This is a genomic window from Erythrobacter sanguineus, from assembly GCF_900143235.1.
Classification (GTDB): Bacteria; Pseudomonadota; Alphaproteobacteria; order Sphingomonadales; family Sphingomonadaceae; genus Erythrobacter; species Erythrobacter sanguineus.
The window spans coordinates 47,033-67,072 of record NZ_FRDF01000009.1 but is presented as its reverse complement, the minus strand read 5'-3'; the positions used below and the strand labels follow the sequence as shown (position 1 = coordinate 67,072).

Sequence of the window (20,040 nt, the reverse complement as noted above, 5' to 3'; positions counted from 1 at the left end):
CGCCCTACCCCTTTTTCAGGTGCCGCCGTCCGAGCAGTTCGGCGATCTGCACCGCGTTCAATGCCGCGCCCTTGCGCAGGTTGTCAGACACACACCACAAGGTGATGCCGTTTTCCACGGTCGGGTCGTCGCGCACGCGGCTGATAAAGGTCGCGGCATCGCCGACGCATTCGACCGGCGTGATATAGCCGCCATCTTCGCGCTTATCGATCAGCATCACGCCGGGGGCTTCACGCAGGATGTCCTGCGCCTGTTCGGCCGAAAGCTCGTTTGCGAACTCGATATTGACCGCTTCGGCATGGCCGACGAACACCGGCACGCGCACGCAGGTCGCAGTCAGCTTGATCTTCGGATCGAGAATCTTCTTGGTCTCGACCATCATCTTCCATTCTTCCTTGGTCGATCCATCATCAAGGAAGCTGTCGATATGCGGGATGACGTTGAAGGCGATCTGCTTGGTGAACTTGGACGGTTCCACCGCATCGCCAACGAAGATCGCGCGGCTCTGCTGGAACAGTTCATCCATGCCCGCCTTGCCCGCGCCCGAGGTCGATTGATAGGTCGACACCACCACCCGCTTGATCGTGGCGGCATCGTGGAGCGGCTTCAACGCCACCACCAGCTGCGCGGTCGAGCAATTGGGGTTGGCGATGATATTGCGCGCGGTGTAGCCGTCGATCGCGTCGGGGTTCACTTCCGGCACGATCAGCGGCACGTCCGGATCCATGCGGTAGAGCGAAGAATTGTCGATCACGATGCACCCGGCGGCTGCGGCCTTGGGCGCATATTCCTTGGCCGGGCCAGACCCAGCCGAAAACAGCGCAATATCCCATCCGGCCCAGTCGAAATGCTCGATATTCTTGCACTTGAGCATTTTGCCGGTGTCGCCGAATTCAACCTCGGTGCCGACCGAGCGCGACGATGCCACCGCCGCGACTTCATCGCATGGGAAGTTGCGCTCTGCCAGAACCTGCATCATTTCGCGCCCGACATTGCCGGTCGCGCCGACCACTGCCACCCGGTAACCCACTAGACGTTCTCCTTGGACCTAGGCTGCGCGAGATAGCGTGCGCTTGGCCAAGCGCAACCGCTATCCGCCGATTACAGACCTATTCCTTGCTCGGAGGCGTTACGCCGTGCGCCTTGAGGAAGCGAAAGATGGAACTCCACACGTGCGGGCCAATGTTTTCACCCGACACGCGGTGGGTGTAGCCGGGATAGAGCATCATCTCGAACGGGACATTGTTTTCCTGCAGGACGGAGATCAGTTCGGAGGAATTCTCGAACACCACGTTATCGTCTGCCATACCGTGGATCAGCAGCAAGGGATCGCTGATCTTGGTGGCTTCGGGGATCGCGCTGGCTTTCTCGTAAGCCTCGGGCACTTCGCGAGGGTCGCCCATGTAGCGTTCGGTATAGTGGGTATCGTACAGCTCCCACCGCGTCACCGGCGCACCGGAAATGCCCGCAGCATACAGGCCCGGATCGGCCTCCAGCTGTTTCAGCGTCATGTAACCGCCATAGGACCAGCCATAGATCGCGATCTTGTCGGCATCGACGAAATCGAGCGACTTGAGGAACTCCGCCCCCGCCTTCTGGTCGCGCACTTCGACCCCGCCCATTGCGCGGTAGAGCGGCTGTTCGAAATCCACCCCCCGGTTGGCCGAGCCGCGATTATCGAGCATGAAATAGATATAGCCCTTGTCGACAATCGACTGCGCGAGCGCGCCGTTCCAGCCTTGCGTCACTCTTTGCGGACCCGGCCCGCTGTAATGGCTGTAGAACACCGGGTAACGCTTGCCCGGCGCCATTGCGGGCTTCAGCATCATCCAGTGCAGCGGCGTCCCGTCCTCGGCGGCGATCGTGCCGTATTCTGGCATGACATGGCCCGCAAGGTACGGCCCATAGGGGTGTTCACCAGAAACCGCGTTTTCCTCGATCCACGCGACCTGCTGGCCATCGGGCGTCGCGAGATAGGACTGCGGCGGCTGCGTGGGACTGGAGCGGGTGACGTAAAGCAGCCGCCCCTTGCCATCCATGCTCGCAGAATTGGTGTAGGCCGGATCGGTAAGGCGTTCCGGCATGCCTGACCCATCCAGCCGCGCGCGGTAGACCTGTTGGGTCAGCACATCCGCCGTTGCCTGATAGGTGAAGGTGCCCGCGTCCTCGTCCACACCAATCAGCGTGGTGGCGGGCGAAGTGCCGCCGGTCAGCGGCGACCAGCGACCATCGGCGTAAAGATAGAAATGGCCGTAGCCGTCCCGCTCGGACCACCACAGCAGGCGACCATCCTTCAGGAACCGGTAATTGTCGCTGAGGTTCACCCAGTAATCGGGCCGTGAGGCGGTTTCGGTGAACCACACCTGCGATGCCCCGGTGGCGGGATCGACCCGCAGCATGTCGATCCTCGTCTGTGCGCGGTCCTGCCGCTGGACATAGATCGCAGAGCCATCGGGCGCCCAGTCAACGCGGGCAACGTAGATATCGAGATCGAGCCCGAGATCGATCTTGACCTTGTTCCCGCCATCGGGGTCCATCACGAACAGTTCGACCACGGCATTATCGGTGCCCGCAGCCGGGTAGCGCTGATCGAACACCTTGGTCCCTGTCGCGCCAATCGCGGCGCGGGTCACAATGCCGACGCTTGCCTCGTCAGTGCGCTGCACGACGATGCGACTGTCATCGGGGGACCACCAGTAGCCCTGAAGCCGCCCCATTTCTTCCTGCGCGACGAATTCGGCTTCGCCCCAGCGGATCGTATCGCCTTCCTCGGGCGTGATCGGCACTGCCTCGCTGCCCGCGTCGCTGGCAATGGGGCCGACCCACAGCCGCCGGTCGCGCACGAAACTGACATAGCCGCCCTTGCTCGATAGCTTGGGGTTGAGCTCGGTGCCTTCGGTGTCGGTCAGCCGGGTGACCGTGCCGTCAAGCCGGGCAAGGTAAAGATCGCCATCCAGCGGCACAAGCACGCCAGACCCGTCGCTCGCCCATTGATAGCTGATGATGCCTTTGAGGCTGCCGACGCGCGCCCGCTCACGCTGCATCTTCTCGTCTTCGGACAGTTCACGCCCCGATCCGAGCGCCTGCGAATCCACCAGCATCCGCCATTCGCGGGTGTCGATGTCATAGCCCCACAAGTCATAGCGCTCGCGATCATCGGCACGGTTGCGCAGCAGGGTGAGATAGCGCCCATCGGGCGACAGCTTGACCTGCCGCGGCGCCGGGCCGTCAAGCGCGGGCGAGGCGAACACGCGTTCAAAGCTGAGGATCGGGACCGCGTCAGGCATGGCGTCCTCCGCAGCAACAGGGATGGCAAGACAAAGGGCAACCGCAGCCAGAACCGAACGCATCCAAAAATCACCTCGCCATTGCGCGCCGCCCAAAGGCGGGGCGGCAATCCAGCATCAGACGCTTCCGTTCCGGATTGCTTCGTCACCTCCGCTCCTCGCAATGACGACGGCAATTGGCAAGAGGCGCATAGCAAAAGGGCGGCCCCGCAGGACCGCCCTCACGAATTGCTGGCTGAAACGCCTTACGCCTTGGGCGCGAAATCGCGGCGTTCAGCGATACGTGCGCTCTTGCCGGTGCGGCCGCGCAGGTAATACAGCTTGGCACGGCGCACCACGCCGCGGCGGACCACGGTGATGCTTTCGATGATCGGCGAGTAGAGCGGGAAAACGCGCTCGACGCCTTCGCCGAAGCTCATCTTGCGCACGGTGAAGTTCGAACCCATGCCGCGGTTCGAACGGGCGATCACGACGCCTTCATAGTTCTGAACACGCTCACGGTTGCCTTCCTTCACCTTCACGCCGACACGGACGGTGTCGCCTGCGCGAAAATTCGGGATGTCCTTGCCGGACTTGGCGATTTCTTCGGCTTCGATTTGCTGGATCAGGTTCATGGCCTGCGTTCCTTGTCTTTTCGCCGCGCGCCAGAGGCAGGCTGGACCCGAGCGCCCTCATGGCGCTCCCACAAGTCCGGCCTGCGTAACCGTGTGTCAGATTCGCTTTGCAGCTTTCGCCACGCCGCGATTTTCGCATGATCCCCCGATCGCAGCACTTCGGGGATCGTGCGCCCTTCCCATTCCTGAGGTCGGGTATAGTGCGGGTATTCGATGAGGCTTTGTTCAAAGCTCTCGTCATCCCCGCTGGAAGTCGCGCCCATTACGCCGGGAAGCAGCCGAATGCAAGCGTCAAGGATGGTCAGCGCCGCCATCTCGCCACCCGACAGGACGATGTCGGCGAGGGAGACCTGTTCGATCTCGGGTCTGGCCTCAAACAGGCGCTCGTCAAAGCCTTCGAACCGACCGCACAGGATGATGACACCGGGGCCTTCGGCGAGTTCGCGGATGCGGGCCTGCGTAATGGGGCGGCCGCGCGGGGTCATGGCGAGAATGGGCCGCGCAACCCCTTCCCCGTTCGTGTCGAGCGAAGTCGAGACACCTTCGCCTGGTGCAAGGTCGCTGTCTCTCGACTTCACTCTAGACGAACGGAGTTCATCGGTCTGCTGCACACTATCCAAAGCCCGCGCCAGCACGTCGCATTTCAGCACCATCCCCGCCCCGCCGCCCGCAGGCGTATCATCGACCGTGCGGTGCTTGTCGGTGGCAAAGTCGCGGATCTGCACCGTCTCGCAGGCCCACTTGGCATCAGCCAGCGCGCGCCCCGCGATGGAATGCCCGAGCGGCCCGGGGAACATCTCGGGGTAGAGAGTGAGGATGGTGGCGGCGAAGGTCATTTGCCCGACCGTGTATGCACGCTCCGGAAAAGCCATTCCTCAGCCCACTCAGGTTCTAGTGGCTTATGCGACCAAATAATCTGGATTTCGCATCCATCAGCAAACGACCAACGGTGGCCGGTAACGCGAACAGTGAACGTCGGCTCTCTGGCAAGTTCAGCGCAAGATTGCTCTTTCGCGTCGGCATACAGGTCCCAACCGAACAAACCAACAAGCACGACAAGACATATAGCGATGACCTTAATCCAAGGGCTAGTCGTGCCAAATCCTAAAACCGTTCCCTCATTCATCCCAGCGCACCCCATCCCTTGCTCTTGTATCCACCGTAAGCTCGAACACATCGGGCCGCGCATAATGCCCGTCGGTATCGAGGTTCGCCAACCCCTCGGCTACTTCCGCAAGGTCGAGTTCCGCCAGCAGCGTCTCCTCCCCCTCCCCCGCCTGCGCGATCACGCGGGTGTCGGGGGCGGCGATCAGGGAGCCGCCGCGGTTGAGCACCTCGCCGGGGATCGCCTCCAGCAACTCGCGTGCCGCACCGAGATTCTTTGTTGCGCTACCGCCTTCGGCTACTTGAGCGCTGGCAACCCGCTCCAATCCATCCAGCAGATCATCCTTCCTCTGCACCAGCCCCGCCGCCAGCACGAAGCAGCGGCCCTCCATCGCATAATGGCGCGAGGCGATCGCGTGACTCTCGCGCACCGTCGGCCATGCGGCGATGTGCACATCCTCGCCGAGATTGTGCATGGCCGCGCGGGCGAGCGGCATCCAGTGCTCCCAGCAGATCAGCGTGCCCAAGCGGCCCCACTCGGCCTGATGCACCCCCAGCGTCGAGCCATCGCCGCGCGCCCAGATCAGGCGCTCGCCATGCGTCGGCACCAGCTTGCGGTGGTCGAGTACCGGCAGGCCGGGGCGAAAGGTCAGCTGGTTGTTCACAAGGCTGCGCCGCACCCGCTCATGAGCGCCGATGCTGATCACCGCACCGCTCGCGTCGGCCAGTTCCTGCAAGGGCAGCAACCGCTCGTCATTGGCGACCACCGCCTGTTCCAGCATGATCGCATGCAGCGCGCGCGTTCCGGGATGGTCCCACAGCGCCGCACCGGGCGCCTCGTCAAGCCATAGCGGATAGCCGCCCAGAAAGGTCTCGCCAAACGCCACCACCCTTGCGCCGCCATCGATGGCCTCACGCGCCAAACGCAATGCCTTGTCGATGCCCGCAGCGAAATCGAGCGGGATCGGCGCGGCTTGGCAGATAGCGACAGATAGCTTCGTCATGGCGTGCGCTTACGCCGGGAAATCAGCCCCCGCAACCACCACAGCCACCGTCTCCGCCGCCGCTATTGCCGTTGTCGCTGCTGCCGCTGCCATCCCCGCTGCCTTGCTGGCGCAGGGCATGCACCGGCTCCCATGGCGTGCCGACCAGCACGCCGGTGCCGAACAGCGCCACCGCCAGCGCGGCTTCATGCGGCTGCGGCGCGCGGCGCAGGCGTTCTGCCGTGTCGCGCATCCGGTGGAGGGTTTCGATCCCGCCCGCCGTGCGCGAATCCAGCGAGACGAAGCGGATCACTGCGGCCACCGCGGTCGCCACCAGCAGTCCCACCAGCCCTTGGGTCGGCTCGTTCAGCGCGCTGCCCGCCCGTTCGCGATAAAGGCCCATCACGAACAACGCTCCGAAGGGCGTGATAGCCAGCAAGCGCAGCCGGTTGATTTCTTCCGCAAAGGCAATCAGCCCCTGACGCCGCAGACGCGCCGTCACCCGCTCGGCATGAACGGCAAGCGCGGAACGGGCCGCAGCGATGCTGAAAGGCCCATCAAGCGCCAGCACAGCCTTGCCCGCGACGGTTGTCGGGATGGCCGTGTTGACCACGGCAAGCGCGCCGTCCCCGACATCGGCCAGCCCGCCTTGGGCATAAAGATCGGCGATGATCGAATCGGCATGGCGCTGCGGGCCGCCCGCCAGCAGGGCAAGGCTTTCCGCATCGAGCGTGTCGTCGCGCCTCCCGCCAGGGCGCAGCTTGAGCGGTATCCAGCGGGAAACTGCGACAGAAAGCCCCAGCAGCACCCCGTAAAACAACAGAAACTCGCCGCCCGCCCAAGACGAGAACAGCTGCATCACATAATCCTTCCCACGAGCCAGCCGGCCACAAAGGCAAGCAGACCCAGCGCCAGCGCGACCCGGCGTCTGAGGATGATAACATCGAAGAAGTTAATGCGCACACCTTGGGGATCAACGGCAAAACGCCTGCGCGCTTCAGGCCAGATATCGCCCGGCGGCGGTTCACCGAAGCTTGCCTCATACGCCGCCAGTGTCGCGGCATATTGGCGATAATAGCGATCGCGCGCGATCGCGCCGCCATTGGTCGGGCCGTGATGCAGGTCTGCCCTCAGCACTTCGGGGCAGAACACCTGCCAGTAATCGCGCGAACAGGTGAGGTGCAGATGCCACGCCTGATCCACCGCATCGGATGGTGTAACCTCGTGCCCGGCGGTCATGGCGAGATAGCAGAACCGCTTGTATTCGCCGATAACGCGGTCGGCATGGGGCTGGCTCCAGCGGTTTTCACGCGCGAGGCGGGCGGCGAAGGTCAGGGGTGCATTTTCGGGGCCAATCGCGTGGCCCGCGATCCGCTTCCACAATTCGGTGTCCAGCGCCTTCACCCGCCTAGTCTTCGGCGAAGGCTCCCGCGATGACAAGCCGGTGTTCGTCCCATTCGATCACCGCCGCCGGGATCATCGGCACCATGAAGGTTTTCGGGCCTTTTTCAGGCGCGGGCTCACGGGCGATTTCGATGATGTCGGTCGCGCCGAAATTCTCGATGGCGCACACGCTGCCCACGGTCTCACCAGCATCGGTCACCACCGCAAGGTTCAGCAGATCGGCGTGGTAGAACTCGCCCGGCGCAAGCGGGGGAAGAGCCTTGCGCGGAACGGTCAGCACGGTGCCGCGCAGCCCTTCGGCATCGGCGCGGCTAGCGCTTTCGGCAAGCCGGGCGATCGCCCCGCCCTTCCCGTCGTCACGGAGCTTGAGCAGCGTGATCGCGCCGTCATTGAAGCTTGTGTGGCCAGCAAGCGTGGCGACACCATCCCCGAACAGCTTCAGGCGCACCTCGCCCGCCACCCCGTGTGCGCCGGCAATCGCGGCAAGGGTGACGGGCTTGGTCATCGCCGTGTTCAGCCTTCAGCCTGCTCTTCGGCAGCCGGAGCTTCATCAGCAGCCGGGGCTTCTTCTGCGGTAGCTTCTTCGGCTGGGGCTTCTTCGGCTGGGGCTTCTTCTGCGGCAGCTTCTTCGGCTGGCGCTTCTTCAGCAGGCGCTTCTTCGGCAGCAGGTTCTTCAGGGGGCGCTTCCTCAGCCGGGGCAGCAGCGGCGGCCTTGGCTTCTTCTTCAGCCGCGCGGGCAGCTTCTTCGGCCTCGGCGATCTTGGCCGCACGCTCCTCGGCTCGCTCCTTGGCCTTCTCGCCCGGCTCGGCCTTCTTGGGGTTCAGGCGTGCGGCACGCTCCTGGATGCCGGCAGCATCGAGGAAACGGGCGACACGATCGGTCGGCTGCGCACCGACGCCGAGCCAGTAACGGGCGCGATCTTCGATCAGCTTCACGCGCTCCGGGCTGTCCTTGGCGAGTAGCGGATTGTAGATGCCGATCTGCTCAAGATACTTGCCGTCGCGCGGGGAACGGCTGTTGGCGACGACGATGCGGTAATAGGGACGCTTCTTGGCGCCGCCGCGCGAAAGCCGGATGGAAATCGACATGAGATGTTACCTTTCGATTGGAATAATATGACAAAAACGATGTAAACTATTGAACTGAAACCTATTTCCTGCCTCGTGGAGGGCCGCCGAGGCCGGGCAATCCGCCCATGCCCCCGCCGCCGAGACCACCGGGGCCGCCAAGCCCGGGAAGGCCGCCTGCGCCGCCCATTCCGCCGCCGGGGCCGCCCATCGGACCACCACCGCCGCCGAACATCGCGGCAAGGCCCTTCAACCCGCCCATCTTCTTGATCTGCTTCATGGCGCGGGCCATTTCCTGATGCATCTTCAGCAGCTTGTTGACCGTCTGCACATCGGTGCCGCTACCTGCCGCAACCCGTTTCTTGCGCTTGGCATTCATCAGGTCGGGATTGGCGCGCTCCTTGGCTGTCATCGAACCGATGATCGCTTCCATGTGGACCAGCACCTTGTCGTCCATGCCCGAGGACGCCATCGCCGCCTTGGCCTTCTTCATGCCCGGCATCATGCCCGCCAGCATCCCCAGCCCGCCCATGCTGCGCATCTGGCGCAGCTGCATGGAGAGATCATTGAGGTCGAACTTGCCCTTCTCGAAATTGCGAGCGAGCTTTTCGGCGTCTTCTTCCTTGATCGTCGCCGCCGCCTTTTCGACAAGGCTGACGACATCGCCCATGCCGAGAATGCGGTCGGCGACTGAGCCGGGGCGGAACACCTCGATCGCGTCGAGTTTCTCGCCGGTGCCTGCAAACTTGATCGGCTTGCCGGTCACCGCCCGCATCGACAGCGCCGCGCCGCCGCGGGCATCGCCGTCCATCCGGGTCAGCACCACACCGGTCAGCGGCACTTCGCCGCTGAAGCTTTGCGCAACGTTGACCGCGTCCTGCCCGGTTAGCGAATCCACCACCAGCAGCACTTCATTCGGGGCCGAGACACCCGCGACAGCCTTCATCTCGGCCATCAGCGCATTATCGACATGCAGTCGGCCTGCGGTGTCGAGCAGCAGCACGTCGAAATTCTGGAGCCGCGCGGATTCCATCGCGCGCCGGGCAATATCAACCGGCTGCTGGCCCTGCACGATCGGCAGGGTGGCGACATCGACCTGCGCGCCCAGTACCGCGAGCTGTTCCTGCGCCGCCGGACGGTTCACGTCGAGCGAGGCCATCAGCGCCTTCTTGCCGTGGCGTTCGCGGATCAGCTTGGCGAGTTTTGCGGTGGTGGTTGTCTTGCCCGAACCCTGCAGACCCACCATCATGATCACGACCGGCGGCTTGGCGTCGAGGTTCAGCCCTTCGGTTTCTGCCCCGCCGAGCGTTTCGATCAGCTCGTCATGGACGATCTTGATGACCTGCTGGCCCGGCGTGACCGAACGCAGCACATCCTGCCCCACCGCCTTTTCGGTAACCGCATCGATGAAACGGCGAGCGACGGGCAGCGCGACGTCGGCTTCAAGCAGCGCGATCCGCACTTCGCGCATGGCATCGCGCACATCCTGCTCACGCAGCGCGCCGCGACCTTTGAGCTTGTCAAAGACCCCGCCGAGACGGTCAGACAGCGTGTCGAACATCGCCAACTTCTCCTGCCGGGAACCGCAGCGCCCGGAAAATGCGAAAAACGCCGGCGGACGAAACCTCGTCAGCCAGCGTTGCGGAAGATTCCCCATCTGGGGATGATTTTCCGACTTTGATCGAAATGACTGGTGGAGCCTAGCGGGATCGAACCGCTGACCTCAACACTGCCAGTGTTGCGCTCTCCCAGCTGAGCTAAGGCCCCCAGACAGTCATCATGCGAACCGGGTTTTCACCCTGCTTGCGGGAGGCGCCCAATATAGGGGCAGCCCTCCCATTGCAAGAGCTAAATCAGCTCTCGTCGTCGTCGTCGTCGCCCTTGCCCTTGGATACGCCAAGGTCATCATCGCCGCCGAGATCGACATCATTATCGGGCGAATCGCCGTCGTCATCAATGTCCTCGATGTCATCCAGTTCATCGACATCATCGCCGCCGAGATCCGCATCGGCCTCGACATCCTTCTTCTTCTTTTCTTCCTCGAACGGGATCGGCTGCTTGGACTTCAGCACCGGCTCGGGCGTCCATGTCTCACCGCATTCGATGCAGGTGACCGGGTCTTCCTTGCCAAGGTCGTAGAACCGCTCCCCGCATTTGGGACAGGTACGCTTGGTACCCCATTCGGGCTTTGCCATTTTCATTCCTCAAAACAGGCCGGCCCCGGCAGGGGCGGGCGAAACGGGTGCACAATCACGGGTGACTTGTTCAGGATTTGTGGGTTCCGGCAAGCTCTTTATCAAGAGCATGATCAAGAGCGTCCCGGCCCGCGCGCGGCGCGCCTTGCCAGAAGCGCGGGGCGCTGTCAAAGACCGCCGCCTGATGACCAGCCATAGCTTTGCAGCCCACGGCCCCTTGCGCGGGACAATCCGCGTTCCGGGCGACAAGTCGATCAGCCACCGCGCGCTGATGTTCGCCGGGCTTGCCGTAGGGCAGAGCCGCATCACCGGCCTGCTCGAAGGCGAGGATGTGCTGGCGACGGCGGCCGCCATGCGCCAGTTGGGTGCCAGCATCCTGCGCGGCGCGGATGGCAAATGGACCGTGCACGGCGCAGGGGTCGGCAGCCTGCTCGAACCGAAGACCGCGCTCGACATGGGCAATTCAGGCACCTCGGCCCGGCTTTTGATGGGGCTGATCGCCAGCCATGCCATCACCGCGACATTCACCGGCGATGCCAGCCTATCGGGCCGGCCGATGAAGCGGGTGATCGACCCGCTGATGCAAATGGGCGCAAGTATCGAGGCGTCGCCGGGCGGCACCCTCCCCCTGATGCTGAGAGGCGCACAGCCCGCCGTGCCGATCACCTACCGGCTTCCGGTTGCCAGCGCGCAGGTCAAGAGCGCGGTGCTGCTGGCCGGCCTCAACACCCCCGGCATCACCCGCGTGATCGAGCCTGTCCCCACCCGTGACCATACCGAACGGATGCTGACCGGATTCGGCGCGCGGCTTGAGGTGGGCGAGGAAGGCGGCGAGCGGATCATCGCCATCCATGGCGAGGCGGATTTGCGCCCGATGGATGTGACCGTGCCGGGCGATCCGTCCTCGGCGGCGTTTTTCATGGTCGCCGCCACTTTGGTGCCGGGGAGCGATCTGACGATCCGCAATGTCGGCCTCAACCCGACCCGCGCAGGCCTACTGCATGTGCTGCGCCAGATGGGCGCAGACATCACCGAAGTGGACGCACGCGACGTTGGCGGAGAGCCGGTTGCCGATCTGAAGGTGCGCCATGCGCAGCTTGCCGGGATTGATATCGACCCCGCGATTGCACCCAGCATGATCGATGAATTCCCGGTTCTGTTCGTCGCCGCCGCGCTGGCCAGCGGCACCACCCGCACCACCGGGCTGGAGGAACTGCGGGTCAAGGAATCTGATCGCCTTGCCGTCATGGCTGCCGCCTTGAAGCTGGCAGGCGCGCGGGTGGAGGAGCACGAGGACGGCCTCACCATCCACGGCACCGGCGGTGATCCTCTTGCCGGCACGCCCGAGGGCGCGCTCGTCGCCACCCGGCTCGATCATCGCATTGCCATGAGCATGGCGATCGCCGGCCTCGCCAGCCGTGACGGGGTGCGCATTGACGATACCAGCCCGATCAACACCAGCTTCCCCACTTTCATGGGCCTGCTGGCGGAGGCGGGACAATGAGTACCCCGTTCGACTGGGCGAGCATCGTCGGCCTGTGCGGCACCGCCTGCATCATCGGCGCCTATGCCTACCTGACGCTGGCCAAGGCGACCAACCCCTTCCCGCTCCACGGCACGAACCTGCTGGGCGCGGCCTTGCTGACCATATCACTGCTGGTACACACCAACTGGGCGAGCCTGATGCTGGAAGGGTTCTGGGCGTCGATTGCGATCTTCGGACTGGTGCGCGCATGGCATCGACGTCCATCGACAGGAGAACCGACATGACCACGGCCCCCTTGCGCGCCGCGCTGCTGGCCGCCTTGGCATTGCTGCCCGCTGCCGCTCTGGCGCAGGGTGCTGCGCTGCCGGCCGATCCGGCAGCGGACTGGTCTGCGCCCACCTCCGAACACCGAATCGCGGTCGAAGGCGGGCAGGTCTGGGTCAGGGTCAACGGCACCATTGATGAAGGCGCGCCGCCCGCGATCTTCATTCACGGCGGCCCCGGCGGCACGCATATTGGTTTCGGCGGGCTTCTGAGCCTTGCCGACCAGCGCCCGGTGATCCTGTACGACCAGCTCGACAGCGGCATGTCAGACCGGCCTGAAAACCCCGCCAACTGGCGGCCCGAACGCTTCGTGGCCGAACTGGAAGCGATCCGGCAGGCGCTGGGGGTCGAACGCTGGCATGTCGTCGGCCACAGCTGGGGGTCGGCATTAGCGCTTGAATATGCCGCCGCCTATCCGCAGCACACCGCATCTGCCGTTTTGAGCGGCACCTTTCTTTCAACCGCGCACTGGATCACCGGCACCAACCTGCTGATCCGCGACCTGCCGGATGACGTGGCTGCCGCAATCCGCGCCTGCGAAGGCCCCACCCCGCCCGGCCCCGAGGTGTGCAAGCCCGCCACCGACGCCTTCTACAGCGCCTATAATGGCCGCCCCGACAGGCCTGCCCCTTCGCCCGAAGCGGTCGCCTATCGTGCGCGCTATGGCGGCAAGGGGTTCAACGCGGCGGTGTATAATGCGATGTGGGGGCCGACCGAATTCCGCGCCTCGGGCTCGCTGGCGAATTATGATGCATCGCCCTTGCTATCACGGGTCGATGGCAAGCGGGTGCTGTTCGTGATCGGCCAGTATGACGAAGCGCGGATCGACACCGTGCAGGATTTCGCCGCGCTCACCCCCGGCGCGGAGCTGGCCGTGGTACCGGGCGGATCGCACGCGTTCATCTCGGAACGGCCCACAATCGCCGAGGCGATCTACCGCGACTGGATGACCCGCATCGACGCGCGCATGAGCAGCGCCGAATGATCATCGCCGTCGACGGGCCGACCGCATCGGGAAAGGGCACCATCGCCAAGGCGCTGGCCGCGCATTTCGGCCTGCCGCACCTCGATACCGGGCTGCTTTACCGTGCGGTTGGATGGCAGGTGCAGGACAAGGGCGGCAATCCCGATAATCTGCAAGATGCCATGGCCGGATGCGATTTTGCCGGCAGCCTGCTTGATGAGGACAGCTTGCGCTCAGAACAGGTCGGCGGGTTGGCCAGCCGGGTTTCGGTGCATCCGGCGGTGCGCCAGGCCCTGTATGAACGCCAGCGCGCCTTTGCGCTGCAACCAGGCGGCGCGGTGCTGGACGGGCGCGATATCGGTACGGTGATTGCGCCTGAAGCCGTGGTGAAGCTTTATGTTACCGCCAGCGTGCAGGAACGCGCCCGCCGGCGGTGGCTGGAACTGCAGGGCCGGGGGATCGAGACGGCCCTTGCCGCCATCGAGCGCGACATCGCCGCACGCGATGCGCGCGACATGGGCCGCGCCGACGCCCCCTTGCACGCCGCATCCGATGCGCTGGTGATCGACACGACCCATTTCAGCCGCGATCAGGCGATCGAGGCAGCGATCGAGGCGGTCGAGGAACGTTTGAGGCACTAAGGCCAGCCGTCGCTTTGCGCGTCAGTCGGCCCAGCCAGCCTTCTGGTCTTCGGCCCGCTGGATTGCAGCCTCTTTCTGCGCCTCGACCCATTTTTCGTCGGCCTCAAAACCTTCCTTCTGCATTTTCGGGAAGCTTTTGATCACGATCGCCGCCATTTCTCGGCCGAGCAATTCGGCATCGACCGGCTCGCCCGTCAGGGTCTGGCGGACAAGGGCGGCGATTTCACGTTCGAAGAATTGAACGCCCGCATCGGTGATGGCCGCGCCTGTATCGCCGCAGTCGGGTGTGATGCGGGTCTTGTCGGAACCCACCGTCTCGAAACGCACGACGCAGGATGACGAATATGTGCCCGCGTTGGACAGCTTCACCCGCAAGCCATCGGCGGCCACCCCTGCGGAGCGCATCCATCGGGTTTGCGATCCGGCCTTGTACGATGCCTTGGTGCTGGCAATCCTTGCCTTCGCCTCTGCAAGGGGAATGGCATAGACATCGGCATCTGCGCCGCAGGCGCTCAACATGGCACATCCGGCCAGCAGCGCCCCGAAAAGACTTGCGGATTTCCGTGTGGTCAACATGATCATGGTCCCCGGTCTGGCTGAAGGGTCAGTGCGGTTCCTAGCTCGGCATGCTTAACAAACCCCTTTGCCGCCCGGGCTTGCCGAAGGCGGTTTTCCTTGCTTTTCGCCGCCGCCTCACCTAGGCGCGCGGCCGTTCTCGCAATCTTTATCGGTTGAAGGACCTTCGCGGCGGCATCCGGCCTCGCGGAGAAGTCGGCCTCTTGCCCTGCCAGCCCCCGCAATGGTGCGCGGGAAGCAGTTTAAGACCCCGGAAAAACCGGTGGCCGGTAGCACAACGAAGTAAACAGGATTCACCTGAACAATGGCAACCCAGATGCCCACCCGCGCTGACTTTGAAGCGCTGCTCAATGAACAACTCGGCGGTGCCGGCGAAGATGGCTTTGAAGGCCGCGTCGTCAAGGGAACCGTCACCGCGATCGAAAACGGCTTTGCCGTGATCGACGTCGGCCTCAAGAGCGAAGGCCGCATCCCCCTCAAGGAATTTTCGCGTGGCGAAGACGATCACGGCCTGACCGTCGGCGGCGAAGTCGAAGTCTTCGTTGACCGCGTCGAGAACGCCGATGGCGAAGCCATGCTCAGCCGCGACCGCGCCCGCCGCGAAGCCGCGTGGGACAAGCTGGAAAGCGAATTCGGCGAAGGCAAGCGCGTCGAAGGCCGCATCTTCGGCCGGGTCAAGGGCGGCTTCACCGTCGACCTCGATGGCGCCGTGGCCTTCCTGCCCGGCAGCCAGGTCGATATCCGCCCGGTGCGCGATGTCACCCCGCTGATGGACATTCCCCAGCCGTTCCAGATCCTCAAGATGGATCGCCGCCGCGGCAATATCGTTGTCTCGCGCCGCGCGGTGCTCGAAGAAACTCGCGCCGAACAGCGCAGCGAGTTGATCAACGATCTGGCCGAAGGTCAGGTGATCGACGGCGTGGTCAAGAACATCACCGATTACGGTGCCTTCGTCGATCTCGGCGGTATTGACGGCCTGCTGCATGTCACCGACATGAGCTACAAGCGCGTCAACCACCCCAGCGAGGTCATCAATATCGGTGACACCGTGACCGTGCAGATCGTGCGCATCAACGCCGATACGCAGCGCATCAGCCTCGGCATGAAGCAGCTAGAAAGCGATCCGTGGGATGGCGTTGCCGCCAAGTATCCGGTGGGCATGAAGCTGTCGGGTCAGGTTACCAACATCACCGAATACGGCGCCTTTGTCGAACTCGAGTCCGGGATCGAAGGGCTTGTCCACGTTTCGGAAATGAGCTGGACCAAGAAGAACGTCCATCCGGGCAAGATCGTGTCGACTTCGCAGGAAGTCGAAGTGATGGTGCTGGAAGTCGACAGCGACAAGCGCCGCATCAGCCTCGGTTTGAAGCAGGCCCAGCGCAATCCGTGGGACGAGTTTGCTGAAAAGCACCCCGTCGGCGCGGTCGTGGAAGGCGAAGTCAAGAACGCGACCGAATTCGGCCTGTTCGTCGGCCTCGACGGCGATGTCGATGGCATGGTCCACATGTCCGATATCGCATGGGGCATTTCGGGCGAAGACGCGCTGGCGCTTCACCGCAAGGGCGAAATGGTCAAGGCCGTGGTGCTCGATGTCGATGTCGACAAGGAACGCATTAGCCTCGGCATGAAGCAGCTCGAAAAGGGCGCGCCTTCGGCTGAAGGTGCCTCGACCGGGGGCGCCTTGCGCAAGAACCAGACCGTCACCGTCATCGTGCTCGAAGTGCGCGACGGCGGGCTGGAAGTGCAGGTTGGCGAAGATGGTGCGACCGGCTTCATCAAGCGCAGCGACCTTGGGCGCGACCGCGACGAACAGCGCCCCGACCGCTTCCAGGTCGGCAGCAAGATCGATGCGATGGTGATCGGCTTCGACCGTTCGAAGAAGCCCAACTTTTCGATCAAGGCGCGTCAGATCGCCGAAGAAAAGGAAGCCGTGCAGCAGTTCGGCTCGTCCGACAGCGGCGCATCGCTGGGCGACATCCTCGGCGAAGCGCTCAAGCGCAAGGACGACTGATTGCCCTGATCGACGATCCCGCCTCGGCGGGAGCGTCATCGGTGCTGTTTCGCGCTGTGCGCGAGCACCTGCGGGCGGCCGGTCGGCCTTGCGGCACCTGTGGTGCCGTAGCCGCACATTCAATCCGACGCAGACAGGAAAAGGCCCGCTTGCTTTGGCAGGCGGGCCTTTTCCTTTGGGACCTGCGGCTGTAAGGTATGCCGCATGATCCATGTTCACCAGTTCCCCTGCCTTAGCGACAACTACGGCTATCTCGTCCACGACACCGACAGCCACGAAACCGCGGCCATCGATACCCCCGACGCCCGGGAGTATCTGCGCCAGGCCGATTTGAAAGGCTGGCGCATCACCCAGATCTGGAACACCCACTGGCACCCCGATCATGCCGGCGGCAACGCGGCGATCAAGGACGCAACCGGCTGCACCATCACCGGCCCGGCGGAGATAGAGGGCAAGTTCCCGATCGATACCATTGTCGCACATGGTGATACCGTGACGCTGGGCGAGGAGAAGGCGCAGGTTATCGACGTTTCGGGCCACACCAATGGCCACATCGCCTTCCACATGGCCGATGCAGGCGTTGCCTTCGTCGGCGATAGTGTTTTTGCGCTTGGTTGCGGGCGGATGTTCGAAGGTGAGCCTGCGCAGTTCTGGGCGAGCCTCAAGCGCATCAAGGCGCTGCCGCCCGAAACCCTGCTTTATTGCGCGCACGAATATACCGCCTCCAACGCGAAATTCGCGCTCCACGCGGACCCGGAGAACGCCGCGCTGCAAGCCTACACCCAAGAAATCGCCGCCAAGCGTGCGCGCGATGAATGGACCGTGCCGACCACGCTCAAGCGCGAACTGGCCACCAACCCGTTCCTGCGCGCCGATGATCCGGCGATGATGGCAAAGTGGGGCGGCAGCGCGCCTCACCAGACCTTTGCGGCGCTACGGGCCGCCAAGGACAATTTCTAGCACCATGCAGGCCCTCAGGGTCGAACGCCTTTCGGAGGATCTCTCCGGCGTCGTTCTCGCCGATATCCCCGCACCCGTTCGTGCAGCCGGCGAGGTGCTGGTGCAGGTGCGCGCGGCCTCGCTCAACTTTCCCGATCTGCTGATGACCCGCGGGAAATACCAGTTCAAGCCGGACGTGCCCTTTACCAGCGGGCTGGAATTTGCAGGCGAGGTGCTGGAGGCGGATCCCGCCAGCGGTTTTGCACCCGGCGACAAGGTTATGGGGGGCAACAAGACCGGCGCCTTTGCCGCGTTTGCCAGCATGCCTGCCGGCAAGCTTTCGCCCATGCCGCGCGGCATGGATTTTCCCGCCGCAGCCGCCATGGGCGCAGCCTATTCGACCGCGTATACCGGGCTGGTCGAACTTGGCGGCCTGAAGCAGGGCCAGTGGGTGCTGGTCCACGGCGCAAGCGGCGGGGTCGGCCTTGCCGCCTGCGATCTGGCGATAGCGCTGGGCGCGCGGGTGATCGCAACCACCGGCAGCCCCCCAAAGGCCGACCGTATCGCCGCCCTCGTCCAGCCTGACGCGGTGATTAGCGCCGAAGGGCGTTTCCGCGAGGCGGTGGGAGAAATCACCGGCGGCAGGCTGGCCGATATCGTGTTCGACCCGGTCGGCGGCGATGTGTTCGACGAATCGACCCGCTGCGTCGCCTTTGGCGGCAAGCTGATGGTGGTGGGCTTCACCTCGGGCCGGATTGCCGACATCGCCACCAACATCCCGCTGATCAAGGGGTTTTCAGTCGTGGGTCTGCGCGCGGGCGAATATGCCCGCCGCTTTCCAGAAAGGGGCCGCGCCATCACCCAGGCCATCGCCGCGCTGGCCGAGGCGGGCAAGATAACGCCCGCAATCGACCGGGTGCTGCCGCTGTCGCGCTGGCGCGAGGGCTTTGATGCGATGGCAAGGCGCGAACTGGTGGGCAAGGTGGTGTTCCAACCGGGCGGCTGATGCGCCCACGAAAAAGGGGCGGCCCGATCAGACCGCCCCCCTACAATCGGAAATTGTCACCCACTCAGAGCGAGGAAATCACCTCGTCGGCGAGTTTCCTGTCGGCCTTCTTGTCGTGGGCCTTGGCGATCAGCAATTTGGAAGCAGCCGCAGCAGCGGAAACTGCGCTTGCCTTGACTTCGGCCACTGCGGCACGTTCGGCAGCGGCGATCTTGTCTTCGGCCATGCGCTGGCGGCGGGCGACCATCACCTTGCTGTCAGCCTCGGCCTTGGCGAGGATCGCGTCAGCCTCTTCGCGGGCTCCGTCCAGCATCGCCTCGGCGTCTTTTTCAGCGCTGGCGATCTTGGCGGTATATTCGGCCCGCAAAGCCTCTGCCTCGGCGCGCAAGCTCTTGGCGTCGTCAAGCGCGGCACGGATTTCGGCAATCCGGGAGTCGAGCCCGCCGGTGACAATGCCGGGGACCTTTTTCCACACGAACACCGCGATCAGCACAAGCATCGCCAGCGCGACCCACTGGTAGGAATCGAGCCCGAACACGGCGGGTTCGGCATAGCCTTCGGCACCGCTCGCCAGCAGGGTGAGAATGTCAGCCATGAGCCATCACCTCCTTGACCGCAGCCTCAGCCGCAGCGGGTTCGATTTCAGCGCCGGCAATCCGGGCGACGATATCGCGCGCGGCATCGGCGGCAACGCCTTCGATTTCGGCCATTGCGCTGGCCCGGGCAGCATTGATCCCGGCTTCGGCCTCGGCAAGCCGGGCATCGAGCCGCGCCTGTGCCTTGGCCAGCTTGGTCTGGTTTGCCGTGGCGGCCTTGGCCTTGGCCTTGGCGATCAGAGCCTGGGCGGCAGCGCGATTTTCATTCTCGCGCTTGCGCCAGGCGGCTTCTTCGCTGTCGGCAGCATCGCGTGCCGCCTGTGCGGCAGCAAGGTCAGCCGCGATCTGCTGGTCGCGCAGGTCAACCGTGCCCATGACTTTCGGCACCATGCCCAGCCCCACAACGATGAAGGTCAGGCCGAAGAACAACAGAAGCCAGAACACCTGGCTTGTCAGAGTGTCAGCGATTTGGGCAATCTGGGGCATGGTCCGCCTTTATTCTGAAGCGCCGGCCGGACGGGTCAAGCCCGTGCACGCCCGGCGCTTCCGGATCGTCGATCTCAGTTGAAGATCAGCAGAACGGCGATGACGAAGGCCAGCAGGCCGAGCAGTTCGGCAGCCGCGAAGCCGATGAACAGGCGGCCCTGCTGGGCATCAGCGGCACCCGGATTGCGCAGCGCGCCTTCGAGGAACGATGCGAACACGTTGCCCACGCCGAGCGCGGCAAGACCCGCGCCGATCGCCGCGAGACCGGCACCCAGAAGAGCTGCAGCTTGTGCGTCCATGGTAGTAAACTCCTTGAGATAAATTCGATGGTTGGTGAGGGTTTTGAAGATCGCCTG

At 64.1% G+C, this 20,040-nt stretch carries 22 protein-coding genes and 1 tRNA gene; 7 read left to right on the top strand and 16 right to left on the bottom strand.

All coding sequences use genetic code 11. From position 1 onward, the window contains the following. Positions 1-4 precede the first annotated feature (4 nt). The 12 genes from BUA05_RS08740 to BUA05_RS08685 form a co-directional block, all read right to left on the bottom strand. On the bottom strand, positions 5-1,030 hold the full coding sequence (locus BUA05_RS08740; RefSeq protein WP_072674284.1) for an aspartate-semialdehyde dehydrogenase: 1,026 nt from the start codon (positions 1,028-1,030) through the stop codon (positions 5-7). A gap of 79 nt (positions 1,031-1,109) precedes the next feature. Further along, positions 1,110-3,350 carry a S9 family peptidase gene (locus tag BUA05_RS08735; RefSeq protein ID WP_072674283.1) on the bottom strand — a complete coding sequence of 747 codons (2,241 nt, stop codon included), beginning with the start codon at positions 3,348-3,350 and terminating at the stop codon, positions 1,110-1,112. A gap of 182 nt (positions 3,351-3,532) precedes the next feature. Then, the gene (rplS, locus tag BUA05_RS08730) at positions 3,533-3,901 is read right to left on the bottom strand and encodes a 50S ribosomal protein L19 (RefSeq protein ID WP_072674282.1); all 369 of its coding nucleotides are present in this window, start codon (positions 3,899-3,901) and stop codon (positions 3,533-3,535) included. Next, complete coding sequence (gene trmD / locus BUA05_RS08725) at positions 3,898-4,737, bottom strand: tRNA (guanosine(37)-N1)-methyltransferase TrmD (RefSeq protein ID WP_072674281.1); 840 nt, start codon at positions 4,735-4,737, stop codon at positions 3,898-3,900. Before trmD ends, rplS begins: the two co-directional genes overlap by 4 nt. Before the next feature lie 282 nt (positions 4,738-5,019). Next, complete coding sequence (locus tag BUA05_RS08720) at positions 5,020-6,009, bottom strand: carbon-nitrogen hydrolase family protein (RefSeq protein WP_072674280.1); 990 nt, start codon at positions 6,007-6,009, stop codon at positions 5,020-5,022. 22 nt (positions 6,010-6,031) lie between these two features. Continuing rightward, the gene (locus BUA05_RS08715) at positions 6,032-6,847 is read right to left on the bottom strand and encodes a TIGR04222 domain-containing membrane protein (RefSeq protein WP_072674279.1); all 816 of its coding nucleotides are present in this window, start codon (positions 6,845-6,847) and stop codon (positions 6,032-6,034) included. After that, positions 6,847-7,392 carry a glycine-rich domain-containing protein gene (locus tag BUA05_RS08710; protein WP_072674278.1) on the bottom strand — a complete coding sequence of 182 codons (546 nt, stop codon included), beginning with the start codon at positions 7,390-7,392 and terminating at the stop codon, positions 6,847-6,849. Before BUA05_RS08710 ends, BUA05_RS08715 begins: the two co-directional genes overlap by 1 nt. Before the next feature lie 4 nt (positions 7,393-7,396). Then, positions 7,397-7,897: a ribosome maturation factor RimM gene (gene rimM / locus BUA05_RS08705; protein ID WP_072674277.1), complete on the bottom strand. Its 501-nt coding sequence runs from the start codon at positions 7,895-7,897 to the stop codon at positions 7,397-7,399. A gap of 8 nt (positions 7,898-7,905) precedes the next feature. Continuing rightward, on the bottom strand, positions 7,906-8,481 hold the full coding sequence (rpsP, locus tag BUA05_RS08700) for a 30S ribosomal protein S16 (RefSeq protein WP_072674276.1): 576 nt from the start codon (positions 8,479-8,481) through the stop codon (positions 7,906-7,908). A 61-nt stretch (positions 8,482-8,542) separates the two neighbouring features. Next, the gene (ffh, locus tag BUA05_RS08695) at positions 8,543-10,021 is read right to left on the bottom strand and encodes a signal recognition particle protein (RefSeq protein WP_072674425.1); all 1,479 of its coding nucleotides are present in this window, start codon (positions 10,019-10,021) and stop codon (positions 8,543-8,545) included. Between the two features lie 130 nt (positions 10,022-10,151). Next, positions 10,152-10,227 (bottom strand) — tRNA-Ala (locus tag BUA05_RS08690). Between the two features lie 86 nt (positions 10,228-10,313). Next, positions 10,314-10,655: a TIGR02300 family protein gene (locus BUA05_RS08685; RefSeq protein WP_072674423.1), complete on the bottom strand. Its 342-nt coding sequence runs from the start codon at positions 10,653-10,655 to the stop codon at positions 10,314-10,316. Between the two features lie 184 nt (positions 10,656-10,839). On the opposite strand from BUA05_RS08685, the gene aroA reads away from it, so the two are divergent. Genes aroA through cmk form a run of 4 tightly spaced genes read left to right on the top strand, consistent with a single transcriptional unit; the run spans position 10,840 to position 14,070 of the window. After that, positions 10,840-12,159, top strand: a complete 1,320-nt coding sequence (gene aroA / locus BUA05_RS08680; protein WP_072674421.1) for a 3-phosphoshikimate 1-carboxyvinyltransferase — start codon at positions 10,840-10,842, stop codon at positions 12,157-12,159. Further along, positions 12,156-12,425 carry a CBU_0592 family membrane protein gene (locus tag BUA05_RS08675; RefSeq protein WP_072674275.1) on the top strand — a complete coding sequence of 90 codons (270 nt, stop codon included), beginning with the start codon at positions 12,156-12,158 and terminating at the stop codon, positions 12,423-12,425. Before aroA ends, BUA05_RS08675 begins: the two co-directional genes overlap by 4 nt. Beyond that, a complete protein-coding gene (locus tag BUA05_RS08670; protein WP_072674274.1) occupies positions 12,422-13,450 on the top strand; it encodes a proline iminopeptidase-family hydrolase in 1,029 nt (342 codons plus the stop codon). The genes BUA05_RS08675 and BUA05_RS08670 overlap by 4 nt, the downstream gene beginning before the upstream one ends. Beyond that, a complete protein-coding gene (gene cmk, locus BUA05_RS08665; RefSeq protein WP_072674273.1) occupies positions 13,447-14,070 on the top strand; it encodes a (d)CMP kinase in 624 nt (207 codons plus the stop codon). Before BUA05_RS08670 ends, cmk begins: the two co-directional genes overlap by 4 nt. Positions 14,071-14,091: 21 nt before the next feature. Here the strand turns inward: cmk and BUA05_RS08660 are convergent, their stop codons facing one another. After that, a complete protein-coding gene (locus tag BUA05_RS08660) occupies positions 14,092-14,646 on the bottom strand; it encodes a hypothetical protein (RefSeq protein ID WP_143150281.1) in 555 nt (184 codons plus the stop codon). Between the two features lie 304 nt (positions 14,647-14,950). Here BUA05_RS08660 and rpsA point away from each other — a divergent pair, with 304 nt between their 5' ends. From rpsA to BUA05_RS08645, 3 genes are all read left to right on the top strand, one after another. Continuing rightward, entirely contained in the window at positions 14,951-16,657 is a 1,707-nt protein-coding gene (rpsA, locus tag BUA05_RS08655; RefSeq protein WP_072674271.1) for a 30S ribosomal protein S1, read from the top strand. A gap of 204 nt (positions 16,658-16,861) precedes the next feature. Then, entirely contained in the window at positions 16,862-17,617 is a 756-nt protein-coding gene (gene gloB / locus BUA05_RS08650) for a hydroxyacylglutathione hydrolase (protein WP_072674270.1), read from the top strand. Between the two features lie 4 nt (positions 17,618-17,621). Further along, positions 17,622-18,602 (top strand): NADPH:quinone oxidoreductase family protein, encoded by a 981-nt coding sequence (locus BUA05_RS08645; protein ID WP_072674269.1) that lies wholly within the window; start codon positions 17,622-17,624, stop codon positions 18,600-18,602. Between the two features lie 64 nt (positions 18,603-18,666). Here the strand turns inward: BUA05_RS08645 and BUA05_RS08640 are convergent, their stop codons facing one another. From BUA05_RS08640 to BUA05_RS08630, 3 genes are all read right to left on the bottom strand, one after another. After that, positions 18,667-19,197 carry a F0F1 ATP synthase subunit B family protein gene (locus tag BUA05_RS08640; RefSeq protein WP_072674268.1) on the bottom strand — a complete coding sequence of 177 codons (531 nt, stop codon included), beginning with the start codon at positions 19,195-19,197 and terminating at the stop codon, positions 18,667-18,669. After that, on the bottom strand, positions 19,190-19,684 hold the full coding sequence (locus BUA05_RS08635; RefSeq protein ID WP_072674267.1) for a F0F1 ATP synthase subunit B family protein: 495 nt from the start codon (positions 19,682-19,684) through the stop codon (positions 19,190-19,192). The genes BUA05_RS08640 and BUA05_RS08635 overlap by 8 nt, the downstream gene beginning before the upstream one ends. A gap of 74 nt (positions 19,685-19,758) precedes the next feature. Beyond that, positions 19,759-19,983 carry a F0F1 ATP synthase subunit C gene (locus tag BUA05_RS08630; RefSeq protein ID WP_036800778.1) on the bottom strand — a complete coding sequence of 75 codons (225 nt, stop codon included), beginning with the start codon at positions 19,981-19,983 and terminating at the stop codon, positions 19,759-19,761. Positions 19,984-20,040: the final 57 nt, after the last annotated feature.